The following is a 19,457-nucleotide window of genomic DNA, read 5'->3' as shown; positions in this document are numbered from 1 at the left end:
GGGTTCGCGCTCCACTGGCCGAATCCTTTCATGGTACCGATGTACCACATTGGTGATACGGTCGTACCACGAAGAACGGATCTTCACAGGAGGTGCCGCCGTGCCCGAGACCACCGCCCGCATACGCCGCGACGTCGGCCGCTACGTCAACAACGCTCTGCGCGACCGCTTCTTCGCCGCCGCCGACGTCCTCTACGCGATGGGGGCGCCTGTCCGCTCCGAAACGGATGTGGAGACCAGCTTCGGCACCACCCACGTCTACCGCTACGGGCCGTCGGACCCCGCCGCCGACTCCCGGACGCCGATCGTCCTGATCCACGGCGCCGGCTACAGCTCGGCGATGTGGTACCCCAACACCCCCGGGCTCAGCCTCGACCGCCCCGTCTACGCCCTCGACACCCCGGGCGACGCGGGCCGCAGCGTCCACCGCGAGCCGATGTGGCAGCCCGAGCGCGCCGCGCGGTGGATGGACGAGGCCCTCGACGCGCTGGGTCTCGACCGGGTCCACCTTGTCGGCTCCTCCTACGGCGGCTGGCTGGTACTCAACCAGGCGCACCGGCGGCCCGGGCGGCTCGCCTCTGTCACGGCCCTCGACCCCGGCGGCCTGGAGAAGGTCGGTCTCCGCTTCTTCGCCTGGATCTTCGTGAGCCTGTTCGCCACCTTCGCCCCCAAGGCGCTGCGTCCCCGGCTCGCCAAGTGGCTGGACCAGCCGGTCATCGCCGTTCCCGAGATGCGCGAGTGGATCCAGCTCGGCGCACGCGCGTACCGGATCCGCCGCCCCGCGCCGCTGCCGTTGACCGAGGACGCGCTGCGGTCCATCCGTACCCCGCTCTACGTCATCATGGGCAAGCACAGCCTGCTCGTGCACCCCAGGCGGCAGCTGGAACGCGTCCCCCGGCTCGTCCCCGGAGCCCGCGCCGAAATCATCACCGCGGCGGGGCACGGCCCGCAGATCGACCACCCCGACGTGGTCAACGCCCGCATGCTGTCCTTCATGGAGGACGTCGACTCCCGCGGCCCCGCTGCGGCCGGCGCGTAGGGCCGCGGCAGCGCGCGATGGCGCCGGTGGCATCACACGGAGGCTGCCTCGTACGGCTTCGGGCATCGCGAGCCCTTTCAGGCAGCCGCCCATGGAACACGGCAGATGTGTGGCTCCGTGCCCTCTGGACACAGGGTCTTGATCACTGCTTTAAGGATCGCCCGTCACGTCCGTAGAGAGCACAGCACATGGACGCGCAGTTCTACGGGTTCCCGCGCGCCGCTGCTTTGGGCGGGATGCTCCACGGCCCACTGCTGCGTCAGCTGGTCGTACACGTCAGCGGTCGACAGCCCGCTGCCGGGAAAAGTGCGGACGATGGTCTCGCCGACGATCCGGGCACTCCGGGATCCCACCGCCTCCCCGACGAGTCTGCCGACTTGTGCCAGGCCCTGCTCGTCTGCGTACAAACCGAATTTCAGGACGCGCGTCCTCATCGCATCAGGCCTTTGTGATCATCGCATCGCCCATGGCGGAAGGCGATGGCGAACCAGGTGTGAACGGGGGCGAGTGTGGGTGATGCGGGCCAGCCGTTGACCGTCGCCACGAGTCGCCAGTAGCGCTCGGTGTGCGGGTCGGTGGGGTCACGCCTGGCGACTGATCGTAGGATCGCCCGGCGCAGACGAAGGGTCTGGATCTGTACGTCCAGAGCGTCGGCGTGTACTTCCGCGACTTCCGCCATGGATGCCTCCCGGTCCAGCACCTTGCGCACGGTCGCCAGGCCCAGCCCGAGATCGCGCAGGGTGCGGACCAGGTCCAGGCGCGCGAGTGCGTCGACGCCGTACAGCCGGTAGCCCGCGGGGCTCCGGTCGGTCGGCGGGACGATGCCCTTGTCGGAGTAGAACCGGATGGTCTTCACCGTCAAGCCGGTCCTGCGGGACAACTCTCCGATGGCATAGAGCGTGTCGCGTTCCACGCCCCCGGCTTGCTGTCTCCCCCACAGGAGACTCAACCGGGGGCCAGGACTTCCTGCGAGGGCAAGGGCTCTGCGCGTCTTGTCGACCATGCGCCGGACGGCGTCGCCCACGACCACGGCGTCTCGATCGGTCCGACGCAGCCGGGAGGCGACAGGGCAAACGTTGCTCGATACGGCACTAGCCTCGGCTGCGCATCATCGACAACAGTAGTCCGTGGGTCTCCTCGTCGGCGGCGGCCACGAGCCCGCGGCCCGCTTCACCTGTCGGGGCACCGTCGATGTCGGTGACGACGCAGCCGGCGGCACGGCACAGAGCGATGCCGGCCGCGAAATGCACGCTCCCGGAGAGGTCGCCGCCATCGGTGACATACGCGGCGCGCTTGCCGGCGGCCACCCAGGCCAGCGCCAGCGTCGTGGATACGACGCGCGGCCGGAAGTGTTCGATGAACTCGGAGCGGGCCAGCAGATCCACGGCCCGGAATCCCGGCGCACTCGGAAACGGCGGATCCAGGTTGGCATCCACCAATCGGGTGGCGGACGTGGGCGTCAGCAGTGCGTCGTCGGCCCCGTCACGCCGTACCCAGGCGGTCTCCCCGTCGGTGAAGAAGATTTCGCCGCTGAACGGGTCGGCCACGGCCGCCGCCCCGTCGCGCAGCGCCACGTTGACGGCCACCAGCATGTTGCCGACGGCGTAGTTCAGCGTGCCGCACAGGGGATCCACCAACCACTGGCGCACGGCGCCGGCGGCGCCCTGCTGTCCGCCTTCCTCGCCCAGTACCGCGTCATCGGGCCGTGCGGCACGGATGACGCCGAGGATCTTCTTCTCGGCCTCCACATCGGCGGCGGTGGCGAAGTCCCCGGCACCCTTGTCGATACGGTTGAGTCGCCGGCCGTACATGGTGCGGATCACGTCCGCGCCGGCTCGCGTCGCCGCTATCGCGACTGCCGCGTCGTCGGAACTCGCGTATGAGTCGATCATGCGGTGCAGCCTACCGAGGTGAAGCTGTCGCTCCGGCGATCTTTCCCGGCCGGAGAACTGGCACGCCAGCAGCGGTTCGTGTCCTGAGCCGGTTCTTCACCGGCAGCGGAGCGTCTGGCGGTGGCTTGTCGACGACGTCGCCGGGTCGACCATGCCTGTGCGTCCTCCGCCCACCGCTTTGCGGGCCAAGTCCGATCGGATCCTGCCGCATCTCGACGAGCGTCGTCGGCTCTGCCTGACCAGCGAGACGTAGGGTCCCGGCTGCGGGAGCCGGACGTAAGCCGTTGATGGTCACCGACCCCAGCCCGCTGCCGGCACCCGAGGCGCTGATCGAGCAGGGCGACGTCCACGACGTCGCTGCACCGGTAGCGAACCCGACGCAAGCCGACCGCCGCCAACCGGGTGGTCACGTGCCGGCCCGGCATCCGTCGAGTTCGAGCCCGGCGTATACAGCTCGACAGGATGTTCCCGGCCCCACGTCGGAGGCTTTCCATGCACATCGTGATCGGACTGATCGTCGTCGCCGTCCTGATCGGCGCCTTCGTTCTCGGAGCACGTCTCCGGGAGACGGAAGGCCCCTGTCCACAGCCGCAGGACCATCCTCGGCGACCGGCCACCGACCGGCCGCCGGGGGAGTGGTCCGAGTACCTTCGCCCCGCGGCCGTCCCCCTGTGCGACCATGCGCACCGACTGCGACCGCATCAGATGCGGGGCCGCACGGAACCGGCTCTTCCGAGCGAAGACTGAATGCGTCCCCCACAGTGGCCCGCTGTCCCCGCGTCAGGGGTCGTGATGTTGCGCGCGAGCGACAACGGCCGGCCCGGCCTGTGTCCGGGCCACCGCGTCAGCTCTTGCCAACAGTACAGCTGTAGGTCGCGGAGCCCGATCCGCTGTAGGCCTCCACGTCCACGTAGTAGGTGCTGGATCCGCTCGCCGTGCGGGTGAAGGTCACCGATTCGTCGGAGCCCGCGCCGTCGTTGACCGAGCGCTCGAGCGTGCTTCCGGTGGAGTCGAGCCAGTACAGATCCGCGTCGTAGGCCGTCGGGACGGCGCAGTTCACGGTGGCGGTCTGTCCGGAGGCGAGGCCGACCTTGAAGTAGTCGCGGTCGCTGGTGGACTTCATGCTGCCGGTGATCGATCCGGGGAGTGTCAGGGCGGTGGCGTCGTCGGCCGTGTCGCGGGTGTCGTTCGGCTCGCTCTCGGCGAGGCTGCCGCCCCCGCCCTGAGTACCGCAGTCCGTCACGGGCGTGCCGCTGTAGAGGTTGGGGTCCGGCGTGCCGTTGGTGACGCTGCGCAGGTAGTAGCCGCAGGTGGGCCGGTTCTTGAAGTCGAAGGTCGCGCCGGGCGTGAGGCGCCAGATCTTGAAGTCGGAGTAGGTCAGCGGCTTGCGGTCGACCGCCTGCTCCGGTTGGTGGTCGCCGAGCACGACGTACGCGTCCTTGCCGTACTGCGTGGCCATGCCGTTGCGGTCCAGGAACAGGGAACCCCCGCCCTCCTCCACCCCGACCGCCCACGCGGCACCGTTCGTGGTCAGGCCGTCCTTGATGGCTCTGGCCACGAAGGCCATGCTGCGGCCCATGCGGTCGCGGGCGACGAAGTGGGAGTCGTTGATGACACCGCCGTAGTTCGCCCACTGGAACATGCCGGTCGTGAAGCCGATGTAGCGGTCGTAGGGGTTGGCGAGCGCCTCGGAGCTGGTGACGCTGCCGTTGCAGGCGTCGTAGACGAGGGGACTGTTGATGTGGTGGCCGGCGCTTCCACCGCCGGAGCCGCCGCCCTTGGCGACGACGGATTCGACGGACGCTTCGAGGGCGGTGCCCTTCCACGCGGCGTACCGGCACTGGTCGCCGCCGGCGAAGTAGACGAACTCGGCGTTGCGGACGTCCGTGTTGACCTGGCTGTTGTTCCCGTCGGCTGCCGCGGTGAGCGTCCACGTCGTACAGGAGTTGACGCCGGTCAGGCCCGTCACGGCGTCGCACTCGGGGGTCTTGCTTCCCGACGTCGGGGCCGATCCGGCCAGGACGACGACGTCGATGCTGCCGGAGCCGCCGCGGATCTCGTCGACGGCGCGGGACATCGAGGCGGCCACGACGCCGCCGGCGCCGTTCATCGTGAACGCGGGGCCGTTCCACGACGTACGGCTGACGTCCGAGGCCGATCCGAGCCGGATGCGATGGGCGGCTGCTTCCGAGGGGTGCTGGGCCGTGAGCGTCATGGCTGCGGCGAGTACGGCCACCGCGGCCACGGGGGCCGTCTTGCGGGCGAGGCGTAGCGGCATGGGTCTGCTCCTGAACGGGGGAGAGGAGGAACGCCAAGACGCCGAGAGTCGGACTTTCGGCCAACTCCTTGGCGAAGCGGGTTGGTAGCGGAACATACAAGCAAGCTCTGTGAGGCGGAAGATGTATGAGCGTCTTCTTTCGCAAGCCTCTTGATGGACGGCCGATGTGTCCGCTAATCAAGGCTTTTAGGTGATAGGCCTGAAGGGAAAGTGTCACGTTACGTGAATGTAACGTGAGGTACATCTATGCAATGAGCTGCTCGATCTGTAACTTCCTGGGTGTGTCCTGACGGCTGAAATCCGTTGGCGAAGAACCCCCGAGAGGTCCGACCCGATGCGTACTCGTGTTACCCGCCCGTTCGTGGCTGCCGCTGTAGCGGCCTCGGCCCTTGTCACCCTCGCCTCCTGCGGCGACCCCGACCCCGCCCTCGCGGGGAACGCCGTGGTCTCGGTCGCCGGTGTGGAGATCAAGAAGGACCAGGCCCTGCACGACCTCCTCCCGGACGCCATCAGGAAGGCGGGGAAGGTCCGGGTCGCCACCGACGTCCCCTACCCGCCCTTCGAGATGTACGTGAAGGAGGGGGATACCGCACTGACCGGCCTGGACTACGACCTGGGCCAGGCGCTCGGCGGCAAGCTCGGCGTGACCTTCGCCTTCGCCCCGCAGAAGTTCGACGGCATCGTTCCGGCCATCCAGGCCGGCAAGTTCGACGCCGCCATGTCGGCGATCACGGACAACAAGGAGCGTCAGCAGGTCGTCGACTTCGTCGACTACTCGCAGTCCGGCTCGGGCATCCTCGTCGGTGACGGCAACCCCTCCGGGATCGAGAACCTGGACGACCTGTGCGGCCTGAAGGTCGCCGTCCAGGCCGCCACCAACCAGCTCGACCTGCTCAAGTCCCACCAGGACGCCTGCGCGAAGGCGGGCAAGGGCAGGATCGACATCCAGACCTTCCCCAAGGACTCCGACGCGCAGCTCGCCCTGCGCTCGGGCAAGGCCGTCGCCCAGGTGCTGACCAAGCCCGCCGCCGGCTGGGTCGCCAAGACCGCCGACGCCGGCAAGGCCTTCGACCTGGTCGAGGACCCGACGGCACCCGGCGGCTACAACGCCTCGCCCAACGGCATCGCGATCAGCAAGCAGCTGCCCGAACTGACGGAAGCGGTCCAGAAGGCCCTGCAGGCGCTCATCGACGACGGCACCCTCGTCAAGATCTACAACAAGTACGGCGTCGCCTCGATCGCGGTGAAGGAAGCCACCAGGAACGCGGCGGTGGACTGAGCATGATCGACACCAGAACCCCCGACAGCGCCACGACCACCGGTGCGACCGGTACCCACGACCTGGAGATCGTGCCCATCCGCAACTACGGACGCTGGATCGCCGCCGTCGCCTCGCTGCTCGCCCTGGTCGGACTGATCGGATCCCTGGCCAAGAACGACAACCTGCACTGGGACGTCGTCGGCGACTACCTCTTCGCCGACCTCATCTTCGACGGCCTGGCCACCACCCTGTGGCTGACCGCCGCCGCCATGCTCCTCGGCCTGGCGCTCGGCACGTTGATCGCCGTCATGCGCCTGTCGTCCAGCCCCGTGCTGTACGGACTCGCCAACGCGTTCGTCTGGGTCTTCCGCGGCACCCCGCTGCTCGTACAGATCATCTTCTGGGGTTACGCCGCCGCCCTCTACAAGTACGTGAAGATCGGTGTCCCCTTCACCGACATCACCTTCTTCCAGGCCGAGACGAACAGCCTGCTGACCCCCGCGATCGCGGCCCTGCTCGCCCTCGGCCTCAACGAGGCCGCCTACGCCTCCGAGATCGTCCGGGCCGGCATCCAGTCCGTCGACCCCGGCCAGACCGAGGCCGCCCACTCGCTCGGCATGCGGCCCGCGCTCACGATGCGCCGGATCGTCCTGCCCCAGGCCATGCGCGTGATCATCCCGCCGATGGGCAACGAGACGATCAACATGCTCAAGATGACCGCCCTGGTCTCGGTCATCTCCGCCCACGACCTGATGTCCAACATCCAGGACGTGTACGCCCAGAACTACCAGGTCATCCCCATGCTGGTCGTCGCCAGCCTCTGGTACCTGGCCCTCGTGACCCTGCTGGGCATCCCCCAGGCGTGGCTGGAGCGCCGTTACGGACGCGGCACCGCGCGGGCCGGACACGTCTCCCCGCTGCGGCGCCTGCTCGGCGGAACCGTGGGCCCGGCGGGACACAAGAACAAGAAGGAGGACCGATGAGCGGCACCCCCATGGTGCGCGCCGAGGGCGTGCGCAAGCACTTCGGCAGGCTGGAGGTCCTCAAGGGCATCGACCTGACCGTGGAACGGGGCCAGGTCTGCTGTCTCCTGGGGCCCTCGGGCTCGGGCAAGTCCACCTTCCTGCGCTGCATCAACCACCTGGAGAAGGTCGACGGTGGAAAGCTCACCGTCGACGGCGACCTCGTCGGCTACCGGCAGCACGGCAACAAGCTCCACGAACTGCGCGAGCGCGAGGTCGCCGCCCACCGCCGGGACATCGGCATGGTCTTCCAGCGCTTCAACCTCTTCCCGCACATGACGGCCCTCGACAACGTCGCCGAGGCCCCCGTCAAGGTCGCCGGGGTGGCGAGGGCGGAAGCCCGCGAACAGGCCCGGGAACTGCTCGAACAGGTCGGCCTGGGCGACCGCGCCGGCCACTACCCCGCCCAGCTGTCCGGCGGACAGCAGCAGCGCGTGGCCATCGCCCGCGCGCTCGCCATGAAGCCCAAACTGATGCTCTTCGACGAGCCGACCTCCGCCCTGGACCCCGAACTCGTCGGCGACGTCCTCGACGTCATGCGACAGCTCGCCGCCGACGGCATGACCATGGTCGTCGTCACCCACGAGATCGGCTTCGCACGCGAGGTCGGCGACACCGCCGTCTTCATGGACGAGGGCGTCGTCGTCGAGGCCGGCGACCCCCGCCGGGTCCTCGTCGAACCGGAGCAGGACCGCACCCGCGCCTTCCTGTCCAAGGTCCTGTGAACGCGCCTGTTTGCCGGCAGACGCTTTCCGGGCAACTGCTGGCACTGGCCCGCGCCCGCCAGAACCGCTACCTGGACGACCTGCGAGAGCTCGTCTCCATCGACTCCGGTTCCTACGACGCCGAAGGCGTCAACCGCGTGGCCGACTGGGTGCAGCACAGGCTGACGAGAACGGGCTTCACCGTCGAACGCGTCCCTTGCCCGTTCGCAGGCCGCCGTCAAGCCGGTGACGTCGTCGTCGCTCGCAGAACCGGTGCCCTCAGCCCCTCGGACGGGGGCCGCAAGATCCTCCTCGCCGGACACATGGACACGGTCTTCGACAGGGGGACGGCCGCCGACCGTCCGTTTCGGATGAAGGGACGCCTCGCACACGGCCCCGGCGTCAGCGACGACAAGGGAGGTCTCCTGGCCGGCCTCGCGGCACTGGAGATCCTCGACGCCGCCGGCATCGAGACCTACGACGAACTGGTCTTCCTGGCCACGCCCGACGAGGAGATCGGTTCCCCGGCCGGCAGACCGGTCATCGAACGGACCGCCCACGGCATGCACTACGGCCTCGGCCTCGAATGCGCCCGTGAGAACGGCGACCTCGTCATCGCCCGCAAGGGCGTCGCCGACTTCCGCCTCACCGTCAGGGGCAAAGCGGCCCACGCCGGCATCGAACCCGAACGCGGCGCCAACGCCGCCCTCGCCGCCGCGCACCTGACCGTCGCCCTCCAGGCCCTCAACGGCCACTGGGACGACGTCACCGTCAACGTCGGCATCGTCCGCGCGGGCACCCGCGCCAACATCGTCTGCCCCGAGGCCGAACTCCACCTCGAAGTCAGGGCCGCCACCACGGCCGCCGTGGGGCGCGTCACCGACGCCATCCAGCACGTCGCCGACCACCCCGCGGTCCCCGGCACCTCCGTGACGGTCGAACAGCTCGACCTGTGCCCGCCCATGGAGGACACCCCCGCCTCACGCCGCATGTTCGACCTCGCGAAACAGGCGGGCGAGACCCTCGGCGTGAGCTTTGGGGCCGCGGCCACGGGAGGAGTCGGCGACGCCAACCTCATCGCGGGCATGGGAGTACCGACCCTGGACGGCCTCGGCCCCGTGGGAGGCGCGGACCACACGCCGGAGGAGTGGCTGGACACCTCCAGCGTTCCCCGACGGGTCGCCATGCTGGCCACTCTGATCGCCACCCTCGGCGGTTCCTGAACCCTCCGCACCCCGGCGGGCCGACACACGTACCGCCCGTCCTCGTCTCCGGCAGTCTCCCGACGCCCTGCCGGACCGGCCGGGGCCCCGCACCACGGAAGCGGAGCCCCGGCCACCCCTCCACCCATCCGATTCACGGAGGCACCATGCGCGCACCGACCCGCCCCGCCCGTCGCACCGCTCCCGCCTGCGGCATCGCCGTCGCCCTCCTCCTCACCGCACCCGTCGCCCACGCCCAGCCCGCCCGTCCCACGGACAGGACGGGCTCCCTCGTCCTGGTCGGCGGCGCCCTGAAGGACGACAACACGGCGGTCTACGGCGAGATCGTCAAGCGCGCCGGCGGCCCCGCGGCACGCATCGGCGTCATCACCGCCGCCTCCGTGCCCGAGAGCCAGGACCCGGACGCGGACGACCCGGACCTGTGCAGCAACTCGGCGTGCAACGGCGCCTACTACGCCGGCCTGTTCGAGAAGCACGGCGCCGCCGACGCCCAGTGGATCCCCATCGATCTCGACCACATCGCCAACGCCGACTCCGACGCCGTCGTCGCCCAGGTCAACTCCATGACCGGCTTCTTCTTCGGCGGCGGCGACCAGTACCGCTACCTCACCACCCTCCTCCACGGCGACGAGCACACCGACTCCAAGGTCCTCGCCGCCATCCGCGCCAAACTGGCCCGCGGAGCGGTGGTCTCCGGCTCCTCCGCCGGCGCGCAGATCGCCTCCGGGCCGGACATGGTCAGCGGCGGCGAATCCTACGAAGGCCTCCGCGACGGCAGCGCCCCCGGCTACTTCGACGACCCGACCCGCCTCGGACACATCCCCGAGGGCGGCTTCGGCTTCCTGCGCTCCGGACTCGTCGACACCCACACCGGGGCCTACGGACGCGAAGGCCGGGCACTGCGCCTGGCGGCCGACACCGGCCACGACCGCGTCTACGCCCTGGAGGAGAACACCGCCCTGGTCGTCGACGCCCCCGGCACCCGCGACGAACGCCTGAGCGTCCTCGGCACCAACGGCGTCGCCATTCTGGACCTGCGCCACACCCACACCCGTACCACGAAGGCCGGCTGGTCCCTGCACGGAGCCCGTTACACCTACCTCACCGACGGCGACCGCTACACCGCCCGCACCTGGTCGGCCCACCCCGCCCCCGGCAAGAAGCCCGTCACCGCCGACGACACCAGCCCCGTCCCGGCCAACACCGATGTCTTCTACTCGGCCGCCAACCCCGGCGGCAAGCCCTACTCCTTCCGCACCACGACCCGTGACCTCGCCGTCCGAACGCAGCGAACCGCTGTTGCGACCACGTTCGAAAGCGGCCCCCGCTTCACCGTCACGCTGACCAAGCCCCACGGCTTCCGTGCCCTGACCGGGGCCCCGGCACCGTCCAGACACTCATCGGACTCCAGGTCGCCGTCACGCCACGGTGAGCCCCGTCCGCCTCGCCGGTCCGACCGTCCCACAGCCGGCCGGACCGGCACGCACGACCGCGCCGGGAACGTGACGGCACCCGAGAGAAGACCGCCCCCATGGCCTTCACATCCCTCGCCGACCGGGCAGCGGCCGGCACACCCACCGTCCTACGGTTCGCCACACACCTCGGACACACGGGACTTCCCGATGTCCAAGCAGCCCGGTGCGGTGAACTCGGCGTGGTTGCCCTGATCGGCTTTCCGGCATGGAACGCGTGGCGTACGCGAAGCTCGTGAGGCTTCGGGCTCAGACTCCCTCGCGGTCTGCTGCTGCGGCCCAGTGACGGATGTGCAGGTCGGGATGGGCCCGGGCAGATGCGATGGTGCTTTCAAGTAGTTTGTGGAGAGGGGGCGGGTATGCGGCGCGGGAGGTAGGCAGGTACAGCAGGACCCGGTGGCGCATCTTCAGGTCGGTGAATTCGGCGAACACCCGCATAGATGCCTCCAGCCAGGCGACCTTGATGTCCTGTACCTCGTCCAGCGCAGGATTCCGCACCCCGCCGGGCCCGTACGCCGGCGACCGGTCCGCACGCAAGGGCACGTGGGCGCTGTACCAGGCCCGCACGGCACCGGCTCGCTCGGCATCCGTGCCGGCCCGCAGGTAGTCGACCAGTGCCGCCATTACCCGGCGGCGTCCGAATGCGTAGACCGCCGGCTCGACGAACCAGCGGCAGAAGCTGGGGTCCGGATCGTAGACGGCTGCCGCCATCAGCGGGGCGAACCACTCCTCGGGCAGACTTCCACGTTCGAGCAGGGGCTTGCGCACCGCATGAGCGAGGTGACGGGCATGCCGGTCCTTCGGCTCCACGGCGACGTCCCCGACACCCAACAGCCGGGCCACCTCTGTCACGCATGTCAGGAATGAACGCGGTTCCGTACCGCTCTGCTCGTCTTCAGCCATGACGGCATTCTGGACCGGCCACGTCGGCAGACACAGCCTCGATTGCCGGTGGGACTTGAGTGGAAGAGCGCTCACTCAATCTCCCTCGGGACGGAACGATCACGGTGTGGCTGGTGCGATCCACTGGAGAACCGGGCTCTGCTGGTTGTCGCCTACTGGCGCACGAACCCGACCATGTTTCGCGAATCGATCGATCCGCAAGCCCTTCAACGTCTCCATCAATGTCCTTCAGAGCAGTCCCAGGCGACGCGCCGTGTCCTCACCCGCCTTCATGTGTTCGTGAGCGTCCGCACCCAGGCGGTCGAGAACTGATCCGATCAGCGCTTCGATCAGAGCCAGGGTCGGTGTCAGGCTGTCGTAGGGAGAATCGGAGGTCACCTGACTCGTCAGCACGACGTCCGCCTGCGCCGTGGCCGGGGACAACCAGGGATCGGTGAAGACGACGACCTTTCCGCCCCGCTCCCTGACCAGTTCCGCGACGGCCGTCTTGTCCTCCTCGTAGCGCCGGTAGTCGAAGAGGACGACGACGTCCTTGCGGCCGAGTTGGGTCAGAGCGGAGACCCGCTCCACGTGACCGTCCGGCAGGAAGGAGACGTACTGGCGCAGTTGCATGAGGTGCAGCCCCAGATACTGGGCCAACAGGTGGGTGAAGCGCCCTCCCACCAGATGGATGCGCCTTCGCGGATCCGACATGAGCGCCACCGCCTCGTGGAACTCGTGAGTCGTCAGTTCCCTGAAGGTCTTCTCCACCGCCCGCAGCACGACGGTCGACCCCGGCGCGGCGCCTTCGCTCCCGTCCGCCCTGCCGGAAGCCGTGCCGTCCCGGGCGCCGGACGTCTCGTAGAGCGTCACGGGAGACGCGGTCCGTGCGTCCAGCTCCGCCCGCAGCGCCGCCTGCAAGTCGGGGAAACCGCGATAGCCGAGCCTCGATGCGCAGCGCAGGACGGTGGGCGCCGAAACCGAGGCCCGCTCGGCGATGGTGGCCACGGTCTCGAAGACGGACGCGGGGTAACCGGCCAGAAGCACGCGCGCGACCTTGCGCTCAGCGGGGCTCAGGTCACCCAGCCTGTCGCGGATCTCATCCGCGAGGGTGCTGCTCACAGCCTGCTCCTGTTCTGGCCCTGCGTTTCAGCCCCACCCGTGTCCGCTCGCAGAAAACCGGAGGCTACGGCCGTACGGCCGGGGTTCGGGCCGCCGGGTGTCCGACCTGCCGACCTGCCTGACGCGCTTCGGCGCTCATCGGGGCGATGGGGACATGAACCCGTTCTCATGCAGGCAAATGTACCGTCCGTTACATGTACGGGGGACGTCGCCCTGATGGAGCAGGCCTCCCGCCCCGGGGAGCACGGCTGCCGACCACCACCAGGCGGTGCCCGCCCCGGCACCGAGCTGGAGCGCATCACCGCCGACCCGGCCCGGGCCGCGGGGAAAGTACGGCGTCGACTCGGGCAGGAGGAGTGGCAGACGCTGACCGAGGCACTGGACAGCTTCGGGAACTTGCCACAGTCCGAATCCGTACCGGACAAGGTCCGCGCGCCGCACCAGGCCGGGTCGATCATGCGTCCGCCTTGATCGTGTGCGGGCGGACAAGGCATACGCTTCCCACAAGAGCCGCGCCTGCCTGCACCACCGCGGAATCCGCTGCACCATCCCCGATGAGGCCGCCCCGGCCCGCAACCGCCGGAAGCCCGGCTCCTTCGGCGGCCGGCCGCCGCATTTCGCCCCGGTCGCCCACCACGCGCGTCAAGCGCTTGAGCGCGGGATCAACCGCTTCAAGAGGCACCGCGCCGTCGCCACGCGCTACGACAAGCTCGCCGTCCGCTACGAAGCGACTGTCCTCGCCGCCACCCTCAGCGAGTGGCTGTGACCCCTGGCCGTCACACGGCGTAATCCACATTCCACGTCTCCGGCAGATCGCCGCCGCAGAAGACACAGACGAAGTCGTCCTCGCGCACGATGTTGTGCTCCTGGCAGTCGGGGCACCGCCGGAACACCACCTCGTGGGTGAAGCCCGAGGGCCGCCGGAGCTCCGCGCCGTCCAGAGCATGGGCGACTGCCGACCACGAGGTGACGTCCGGACAGTACCCGGTGGAGTGGTTGCTGACCTCGCTCACGGTCCACCGTCCTGCCTCACGCGTGAAGCCGATCTCGCCGGCGCTCAGAACCATGTCCCCGTCGGCGCAGGCCACGTGCTCGCTTCGCCGCGGCGCCAGCCGAAGTGCACCGTCCGTGTCGACCACGAAGGTGAACGGTTCGGCCAGCTCTGCTGCCGACCGCTCAGCGATCCAGCCGTCGAAGTCAGCCGCCGAGCGGATCCGGCGCCCGCCACCGCCAGGCCGGACCGCAGCCTTCAGCTCAACCGGTCCGACATATCCGTAACTCCGCCCCCGCGTACTCACGCAGGCCAACCTAAAGCCCTTCCGGCGCATGCCTTACGGCCGGGGGCGGGCACGGACCGCCCGGGGCCATTCCCGCTCGCGCGGGGAGCAGGCGACCGGAACCTTCCAGTCGACTGGTTCGCCGGACCCATCCCCACACCCGTGGGGATGGGCCACGACCACAACGACGGCGACGTCCGTCACGCCCAGTCGACTCCCAGCACCCGTAGTGCGTCCCGCTGCTGCTGGTCGAGCTTCTCCCGTCTCGTTTTGGTGTTGGAGATCCATACGCCCAGCCGTACGGGCACCGGTTCCGTCTCGCCGGCGACCGTGATCTCCTCGGCGTGGCCGCGCGGGACAGGTCGATGGCCTTCCCGTTCGACCCACTGGGCCAGGGCCGCAAGGCCGCGCTGGAAGGCTTGCTGTGCCTTATTCGGTGCCTTGGCCGCGCCGCCCGCCGTCGGGGCCGGTACCGGGGTGGGAGACGGCGCCCGGATGCCGAGTGCGGTCAGCCGTTCCTGCTGCTCGGGCGACAGCTGCGTCCAGGTGCCTGGGTTTTTCTGCCGTTCCAGCCACCACCCGATGTCGTCGCCGTCGAAGACGATGCCGGGTGCGATGCGGGGCAGGACACCGTCGGCGTCGACGAGGTCGGCGAGGACGCGGTAGCGGCGTTGCCAGTTGAGCGGCCAGGGGCAGTTCCAGTCCGGGTCGATCTCCGCCAGCTGCGCCGCGCGTACGGCGGCTCGCTCCGGGTCTTTCCCCAGGCCTTCCCTCCGGCGGAGGTTGGCCATGTGCTGCCCGACGGGCACCAGGCCCTCGGCTTCGCTCTCGCCCCACACCGCGTCCTGCCGCGGCGCGAGGTGCCCGGTGGTACGCCGATAGGACCGGAGGACGGCGAGCTTGTTCTCCCACGCCTCCTCGCTCGGCTCCCACACCATCCCGGCCTCCGGCGCGTCGAGGAGCTCCTTGCGGTGGGAGTCGAGTTCCCCGGCCCGCAGGGTCTTGCGCTGCTGGTGGACCCACCTCCCGAGGGGGAACGCCCTGGTCGCTCCCACTTCGATCTCGACGTCGTACGGGACGGCGTGGAGGCCGGTGATGTCGTTCTCCGCCCGCCAGCGGAGGAGGGCTTGGTAGCCCTGCAGCCACACCAGCGATTCGGGCCGGTAGACCCGGGTGCGCAGGAAGGCGGCGATGGTGGCGGCGTCGCGTGGGGTGGAGAAGCGCAGCAGCGCGGACCCGGTGGCCGCGCCGGTGCCGTCGTGCTCCTGGTCCCCGCCCTGACCGGCGCCGACGATCCGCCCGTCCTCGTCGCGCCGGACGTGGATCGTGCGCTTGCCGCTGGTGAGCGCACGGGAGGCGAGCTGCTCGACGAGGTGCTCGTCGTGGCTGCGCAGACCTTGGAGCACGGCTACGAGCGGTTTGAAGCCGGCGGAGGCGATCATGTCGGTCGGGTCCTCGCCGGGCTCCAGAAACACGGGCACGATGATCCTGGCGACCTTCGTGGTCCCGTCGCGGTTGAGCCGGAGGGCGCGGCCGATGTTCTGCACGATCTCGACCTGCGAGCCGCGGGTGTCGGCGAAGCAGATCGCCTGTACGCCCTGTTCGCCGGTGATGTCGACGCCTTCCCCGAGCACGCGACAGCTGGCGAGGAACGCCCGGTGCACCCGGCGCCCGGCCGCGTCGATGCCGTTCGCGAACTGCCGCAGCACCTCGCGCCGCTCGGCGACGAGGTGGTCGCCGCACAGCCATGCCGACCACACCCGCTCCGGTGGTACGTGGCGGCCGGCCTCGAGCTCGTAGAACTCCGCGTCGATCGACGAGGCGGACAGCCCCTCCCCTTTCGCCGGGTCATCGCCCGAGACGTCGTCGGCATACAGCGCGGCGGCCGTCTCCGGCAGCTTCTCCGCGAACGCCGCCGCCTCCTCCACCTTCTGGTGGAACGTCATGACAGTCCGCAGATTCCACGCCGCGGCGTGCTCCAGCAGCGCGGCCTGCAGCAGGGCCAGGCGCCGGCCCCGCTGTGCCTCCTCGGACTCGCCGAGGACGGGGGAGGGGTCGCGGATCTCCAGCACGTCGATCTCGAATCCCGCAAGGATCTCCCGCTCGATCGCCTCCGCGAGCCCGAGTTCGGCGAGCCACGTGCCGTACGTGCCGTTGGGGTCGTCGGCCATCGACGCGATCTCCATCTCCCGGCCGCCCGCACCCCTTCGTGGCTGGGGCGCCGCCAGGATGCGCGGGGTCGCGGTCAGGTACAGCCGGAAGTCCGCCGGGATCCGGACGTTGTCGTGGATCGCGGCCCATGGCCGCCCGAGGTCACCGGCGGTTCCGTGGGCTTCGTCCACGATCGCGAGGTCGAAGCCTGCCATCCGCTGCCCGTAGAGCCGCTCCCCGCCCGTGAGTGCGGCCTCCAGCGGCCCACGGACCTTCCGCCCACCCACCACCGGGCCCTCCGGATCGTCCCGGTCGACCAGAGACGCGTATGTGGCGAACACGACCACCGGTCCTGTTCCGGCCCACAGCGCGAGCTGGATCGGATTCGTGGTGGTGCGCACCCCCAGTTCGTTCAGGACCGGATCGTTCTCCAGCGAGCACACCGCGACCATCGGCGTCCGATGCCCCACCGCCCGCCAGGCCCGGGCGGTCTGTACGAGCAGGTCCAAAGTCGGAACGGTGACGAGGACCCGGCTGTCCGCGAACAATTCCAGCGCGCATGCCGCGGCCGTGATCGTCTTGCCCGACCCGGTTGCCGACACGATCGTGCTCCGGGCCCCTTCCGGAGGGACAGGTCGCCGTGCGGGGAATCCCACCCACCTACGAAATGCCGACCGCTGGTCCACCTGGTGTTTCCTGAGCGAAATCACGCCCCTCGTTCCCTGCCCTATGATCGCCGCCATGATCCATCCCGTCGCAGGGCCTCCTACGTGGAAGCATCCGGCGTCCGCTCTCGCCCTCACTGCCCTGATCTGGGCAGTCTGGTACGGCATGCAGCCCGTCTACTCGTCGTGCGTCTACTTCGGCAATAATTCCTACGAAAAAGCTGTCGAGTACGGTCAATGCGATCCACCGAAAACAAGATTCAGCACCTGGAACCAGTAGACGACCCTCATCGTATCTCGTGATTCCACCACCTCTATATGCCGCATCAACCTTGCAGACGCCTCGCCCACTCGCCGACGGATAAGGCCCGCCCATGACTGCCGACTGGTACGTCCTCATCGAAGAGGACACTCGAACCACCGAACGCGCCGACGGCACGGAACTCAAACTGCACCGGTGGATGCTCGCCGGCACGCACCGCATCGGCCCGGACCACACGGAAGCGGCCGCGGCCGCCGAGGACGCGGCCCTCAACTACCTGCCGGGCATCCTGGCCCGGCACGCACGCCCGGGAGACGAGCCTGCCCGCCATGCCCTGCTCGCCCAGGACGGGGCATGGATCGTGCTCGTGAAGCAACGCCACCGCGAATGCCATATACGGGTGACCACGGCCCGGCTCGTGCACTGGCGGGAAGAGAAGGAAGCACCACCGAAGACCTTGAAGGAAAAGTTCCGCAGCGCGATAGAGGGCCCGCTGCCTGCGGTGAAGCCCTGGACCTGGGCACCTGAAGACAAGACCGATCAAACCTGACAACCTCCCACTTCTCGGTCACTGGCCCGCGCGAGCTGACCTTCAGGAAGTGCAGGCGCGGCCGGAAGGGCCTTTGAAGGCAGGAGAAGTGCAGCGTGCCCCGTCTCTCCTCGGCGGGGCAGGGCTCCACCCTGTTTTGTTTCTTTCCGGCGGGCAGGGTCCCGACCCGTTCCTGCCGTGTTGAAGGTGCGGTAACGCGAGCGGCAGCCTTGCACCAATACCCGACCGGTTTGAGCGGCCCGGCGAAGGGCGCGGCCCAGGCACAGTCGTGAGGCGGTGCGAGTGTGGCTTTCGGGTATACGGGCGACAACCGGTGATGCTCTCGTCCGAGAGGCAGGGGGAGTGGTGATGGAAGCGGCCAAGTGATCGGTGGATCGTGAACGCCTGGAGCGGTGGGTTCCCCAGGGCGAGCGAATGACAGCAGGCTGTGCGGTGACATATGGACGTGCGCTGTGGGGCCTGGTGCCGCGGCGAGCTTCACTCCTGTTGACCGACCGCCGGGTACGAGTACTGCGCCATCGAGGCAACGACCTGCGCTATGCCATACGCGGGGTCTGGTTCGAGATGATGCGGGGCGAGGCCGAGGCGGTGTGCCGGAATCCCCAGGTACGGGTGGAGTTCGACAAAGGACAGGAGGTCGAACTCCGCCGACATGACGGCAGGGTGGAGCGTCTGCTGATCAGCCAGTGGGACGGAGTGCACGCGGAAGCCCTGTACGCGGCGTTCCCTTCCAGGGAACACGACCCGCAGTGACGTGACAACGGCCGCCCCCCACTCCTCAGCCAGCCAGCCAGCCAGCCCGGTCCGCGAGGCCGGGCGAACGGAACCGCAGGCACAGCCGGAAGGGCCCTTCGGGGTGGGGGAGCGCAGCGGGCCCGCCGTCTCGGGGCTGGGGCGCAGCAAAAGTCCGGGCCCCCAGCGGACAGCTCTATCGTTCCAGTAAGCGCGGTGAACGAGAAGACGCCTTTACCACGACCGGTCCGTACTCGTTTCACCTCCCGACTCGGGGGCATCCGGCGGTCATGGACACCTCAGCGCACACCGAAGAAGCGGTCGAGACCCAGGGCGACGAGCACCATGTCGTCCTCAGTGCCGACACCAACGGTGACGGCAAGCCCGACGTGTGGATGACCGACACCACCGGCGACGGGAAGGCCGATCTCTACCAGTTCGACACCACCGGTGACGGGCGGATCGACGTCACGATCGTCGAACGCGTCGAAGAGCCGGGCACCGACCGCCTGGTCGTCGAAGGCGACGCCGGGCACCCCCAGCAGGCCTGACCCCCTCCCCCTCTGCCCCCGCTCCTGCATGTACCAGGGCGCCGCGGGGTGTACGAGCAGCGTCCTCCCGAAAGGAACCTCGACATGCTGGGCATAGCCGCCGCTGTACTGTTCTTCGTCGCTTTCCTGATCAACGCAGCCGACATCGGCACCAACGATGTGTTCTCCTCCACGAACGTGATGCTCCTCGGGCTCATCGCCCTGGCCCTGCACCTCGCCGGTATCGGAGCCGCCCGCACCAACCACACCACCGGCAGACGCCGCCCCTGGTCCCGCCACTACTGATCTTTTCTTTAGTTGCGTGGGGTTGATGGGTGGATGTTGAGGCCGGTGTGGGTGAGGAAGGACCAGGGCAGTTGAGGGTTGTTGTTGAT

At 69.1% G+C, this 19,457-nt stretch carries 18 protein-coding genes and 1 pseudogene; 12 read left to right on the top strand and 7 right to left on the bottom strand.

The features are described 5' to 3' along the window. Positions 1-100: 100 nt before the first annotated feature. A complete protein-coding gene (locus tag AB0398_RS21845; RefSeq protein ID WP_366377268.1) occupies positions 101-1,039 on the top strand; it encodes an alpha/beta hydrolase in 939 nt (312 codons plus the stop codon). Between the two features lie 583 nt (positions 1,040-1,622). Here AB0398_RS21845 and AB0398_RS21840 read toward each other — a convergent pair. Beyond that, positions 1,623-1,952: pseudogene (locus tag AB0398_RS21840) on the bottom strand (MerR family transcriptional regulator); the annotation flags it as partial. A gap of 178 nt (positions 1,953-2,130) precedes the next feature. After that, the gene (locus tag AB0398_RS21835; RefSeq protein WP_366377267.1) at positions 2,131-2,931 is read right to left on the bottom strand and encodes an inositol monophosphatase family protein; all 801 of its coding nucleotides are present in this window, start codon (positions 2,929-2,931) and stop codon (positions 2,131-2,133) included. A gap of 462 nt (positions 2,932-3,393) precedes the next feature. Between AB0398_RS21835 and AB0398_RS21830 the strand changes: the two genes are divergently transcribed. Further along, positions 3,394-3,678, top strand: coding sequence for a DUF6479 family protein (locus tag AB0398_RS21830; RefSeq protein WP_366377266.1), 285 nt, complete (start codon positions 3,394-3,396; stop codon positions 3,676-3,678). 97 nt (positions 3,679-3,775) lie between these two features. Here the strand turns inward: AB0398_RS21830 and AB0398_RS21825 are convergent, their stop codons facing one another. After that, positions 3,776-5,209, bottom strand: a complete 1,434-nt coding sequence (locus tag AB0398_RS21825; protein ID WP_366377265.1) for a hypothetical protein — start codon at positions 5,207-5,209, stop codon at positions 3,776-3,778. A 361-nt stretch (positions 5,210-5,570) separates the two neighbouring features. On the opposite strand from AB0398_RS21825, the gene AB0398_RS21820 reads away from it, so the two are divergent. The 5 genes from AB0398_RS21820 to AB0398_RS21800 all read left to right on the top strand — a co-directional run bounded on the left by AB0398_RS21820 (position 5,571) and on the right by AB0398_RS21800 (position 11,086). Further along, on the top strand, positions 5,571-6,488 hold the full coding sequence (locus AB0398_RS21820) for an ABC transporter substrate-binding protein (protein WP_366377264.1): 918 nt from the start codon (positions 5,571-5,573) through the stop codon (positions 6,486-6,488). A gap of 2 nt (positions 6,489-6,490) precedes the next feature. Next, positions 6,491-7,453, top strand: a complete 963-nt coding sequence (locus AB0398_RS21815) for an amino acid ABC transporter permease (RefSeq protein WP_366377263.1) — start codon at positions 6,491-6,493, stop codon at positions 7,451-7,453. Between the two features lie 11 nt (positions 7,454-7,464). Beyond that, positions 7,465-8,217, top strand: a complete 753-nt coding sequence (locus AB0398_RS21810; protein WP_366377482.1) for an amino acid ABC transporter ATP-binding protein — start codon at positions 7,465-7,467, stop codon at positions 8,215-8,217. Next, on the top strand, positions 8,214-9,419 hold the full coding sequence (locus AB0398_RS21805; protein WP_366377262.1) for a M20 family metallopeptidase: 1,206 nt from the start codon (positions 8,214-8,216) through the stop codon (positions 9,417-9,419). Before AB0398_RS21810 ends, AB0398_RS21805 begins: the two co-directional genes overlap by 4 nt. A 146-nt stretch (positions 9,420-9,565) precedes the next feature. Further along, positions 9,566-11,086, top strand: coding sequence for a cyanophycinase (locus AB0398_RS21800; protein WP_366377261.1), 1,521 nt, complete (start codon positions 9,566-9,568; stop codon positions 11,084-11,086). 54 nt (positions 11,087-11,140) lie between these two features. Here the strand turns inward: AB0398_RS21800 and AB0398_RS21795 are convergent, their stop codons facing one another. Both AB0398_RS21795 and AB0398_RS21790 read right to left on the bottom strand, forming a co-directional pair. Then, the gene (locus tag AB0398_RS21795) at positions 11,141-11,794 is read right to left on the bottom strand and encodes a hypothetical protein (protein ID WP_366377260.1); all 654 of its coding nucleotides are present in this window, start codon (positions 11,792-11,794) and stop codon (positions 11,141-11,143) included. Between the two features lie 228 nt (positions 11,795-12,022). Then, positions 12,023-12,895: a MurR/RpiR family transcriptional regulator gene (locus AB0398_RS21790; RefSeq protein WP_366377259.1), complete on the bottom strand. Its 873-nt coding sequence runs from the start codon at positions 12,893-12,895 to the stop codon at positions 12,023-12,025. 475 nt (positions 12,896-13,370) lie between these two features. Here AB0398_RS21790 and AB0398_RS21785 point away from each other — a divergent pair, with 475 nt between their 5' ends. Continuing rightward, positions 13,371-13,661 (top strand): transposase, encoded by a 291-nt coding sequence (locus AB0398_RS21785; RefSeq protein ID WP_366377258.1) that lies wholly within the window; start codon positions 13,371-13,373, stop codon positions 13,659-13,661. A gap of 10 nt (positions 13,662-13,671) precedes the next feature. Here the strand turns inward: AB0398_RS21785 and AB0398_RS21780 are convergent, their stop codons facing one another. Further along, positions 13,672-14,193, bottom strand: a complete 522-nt coding sequence (locus tag AB0398_RS21780; protein WP_366377257.1) for a hypothetical protein — start codon at positions 14,191-14,193, stop codon at positions 13,672-13,674. Between the two features lie 179 nt (positions 14,194-14,372). Then, positions 14,373-17,033 (bottom strand): Helicase associated domain protein, encoded by a 2,661-nt coding sequence (locus AB0398_RS21775; protein ID WP_366377481.1) that lies wholly within the window; start codon positions 17,031-17,033, stop codon positions 14,373-14,375. Positions 17,034-17,362: 329 nt separating this feature from the next. Between AB0398_RS21775 and AB0398_RS21770 the strand changes: the two genes are divergently transcribed. The 4 genes from AB0398_RS21770 to AB0398_RS21755 all read left to right on the top strand — a co-directional run bounded on the left by AB0398_RS21770 (position 17,363) and on the right by AB0398_RS21755 (position 19,368). Then, positions 17,363-17,800, top strand: coding sequence for a hypothetical protein (locus AB0398_RS21770; RefSeq protein WP_366377256.1), 438 nt, complete (start codon positions 17,363-17,365; stop codon positions 17,798-17,800). 486 nt (positions 17,801-18,286) lie between these two features. Continuing rightward, positions 18,287-18,553 carry a hypothetical protein gene (locus AB0398_RS21765; protein WP_366377255.1) on the top strand — a complete coding sequence of 89 codons (267 nt, stop codon included), beginning with the start codon at positions 18,287-18,289 and terminating at the stop codon, positions 18,551-18,553. Positions 18,554-18,822: 269 nt separating this feature from the next. Next, on the top strand, positions 18,823-19,083 hold the full coding sequence (locus AB0398_RS21760) for a hypothetical protein (RefSeq protein WP_366377254.1): 261 nt from the start codon (positions 18,823-18,825) through the stop codon (positions 19,081-19,083). An 84-nt stretch (positions 19,084-19,167) separates the two neighbouring features. Further along, complete coding sequence (locus AB0398_RS21755; protein WP_366377253.1) at positions 19,168-19,368, top strand: hypothetical protein; 201 nt, start codon at positions 19,168-19,170, stop codon at positions 19,366-19,368. Positions 19,369-19,457 lie beyond the last annotated feature (89 nt).

The sequence above is a fragment of the Streptomyces sp. NPDC086147 genome (assembly GCF_040702165.1).
Lineage (GTDB): Bacteria > Actinomycetota > Actinomycetes > Streptomycetales > Streptomycetaceae > Streptomyces.
Note: the sequence above shows the minus strand (reverse complement) of the source record. Positions and strands in the feature narration are given on the sequence as shown.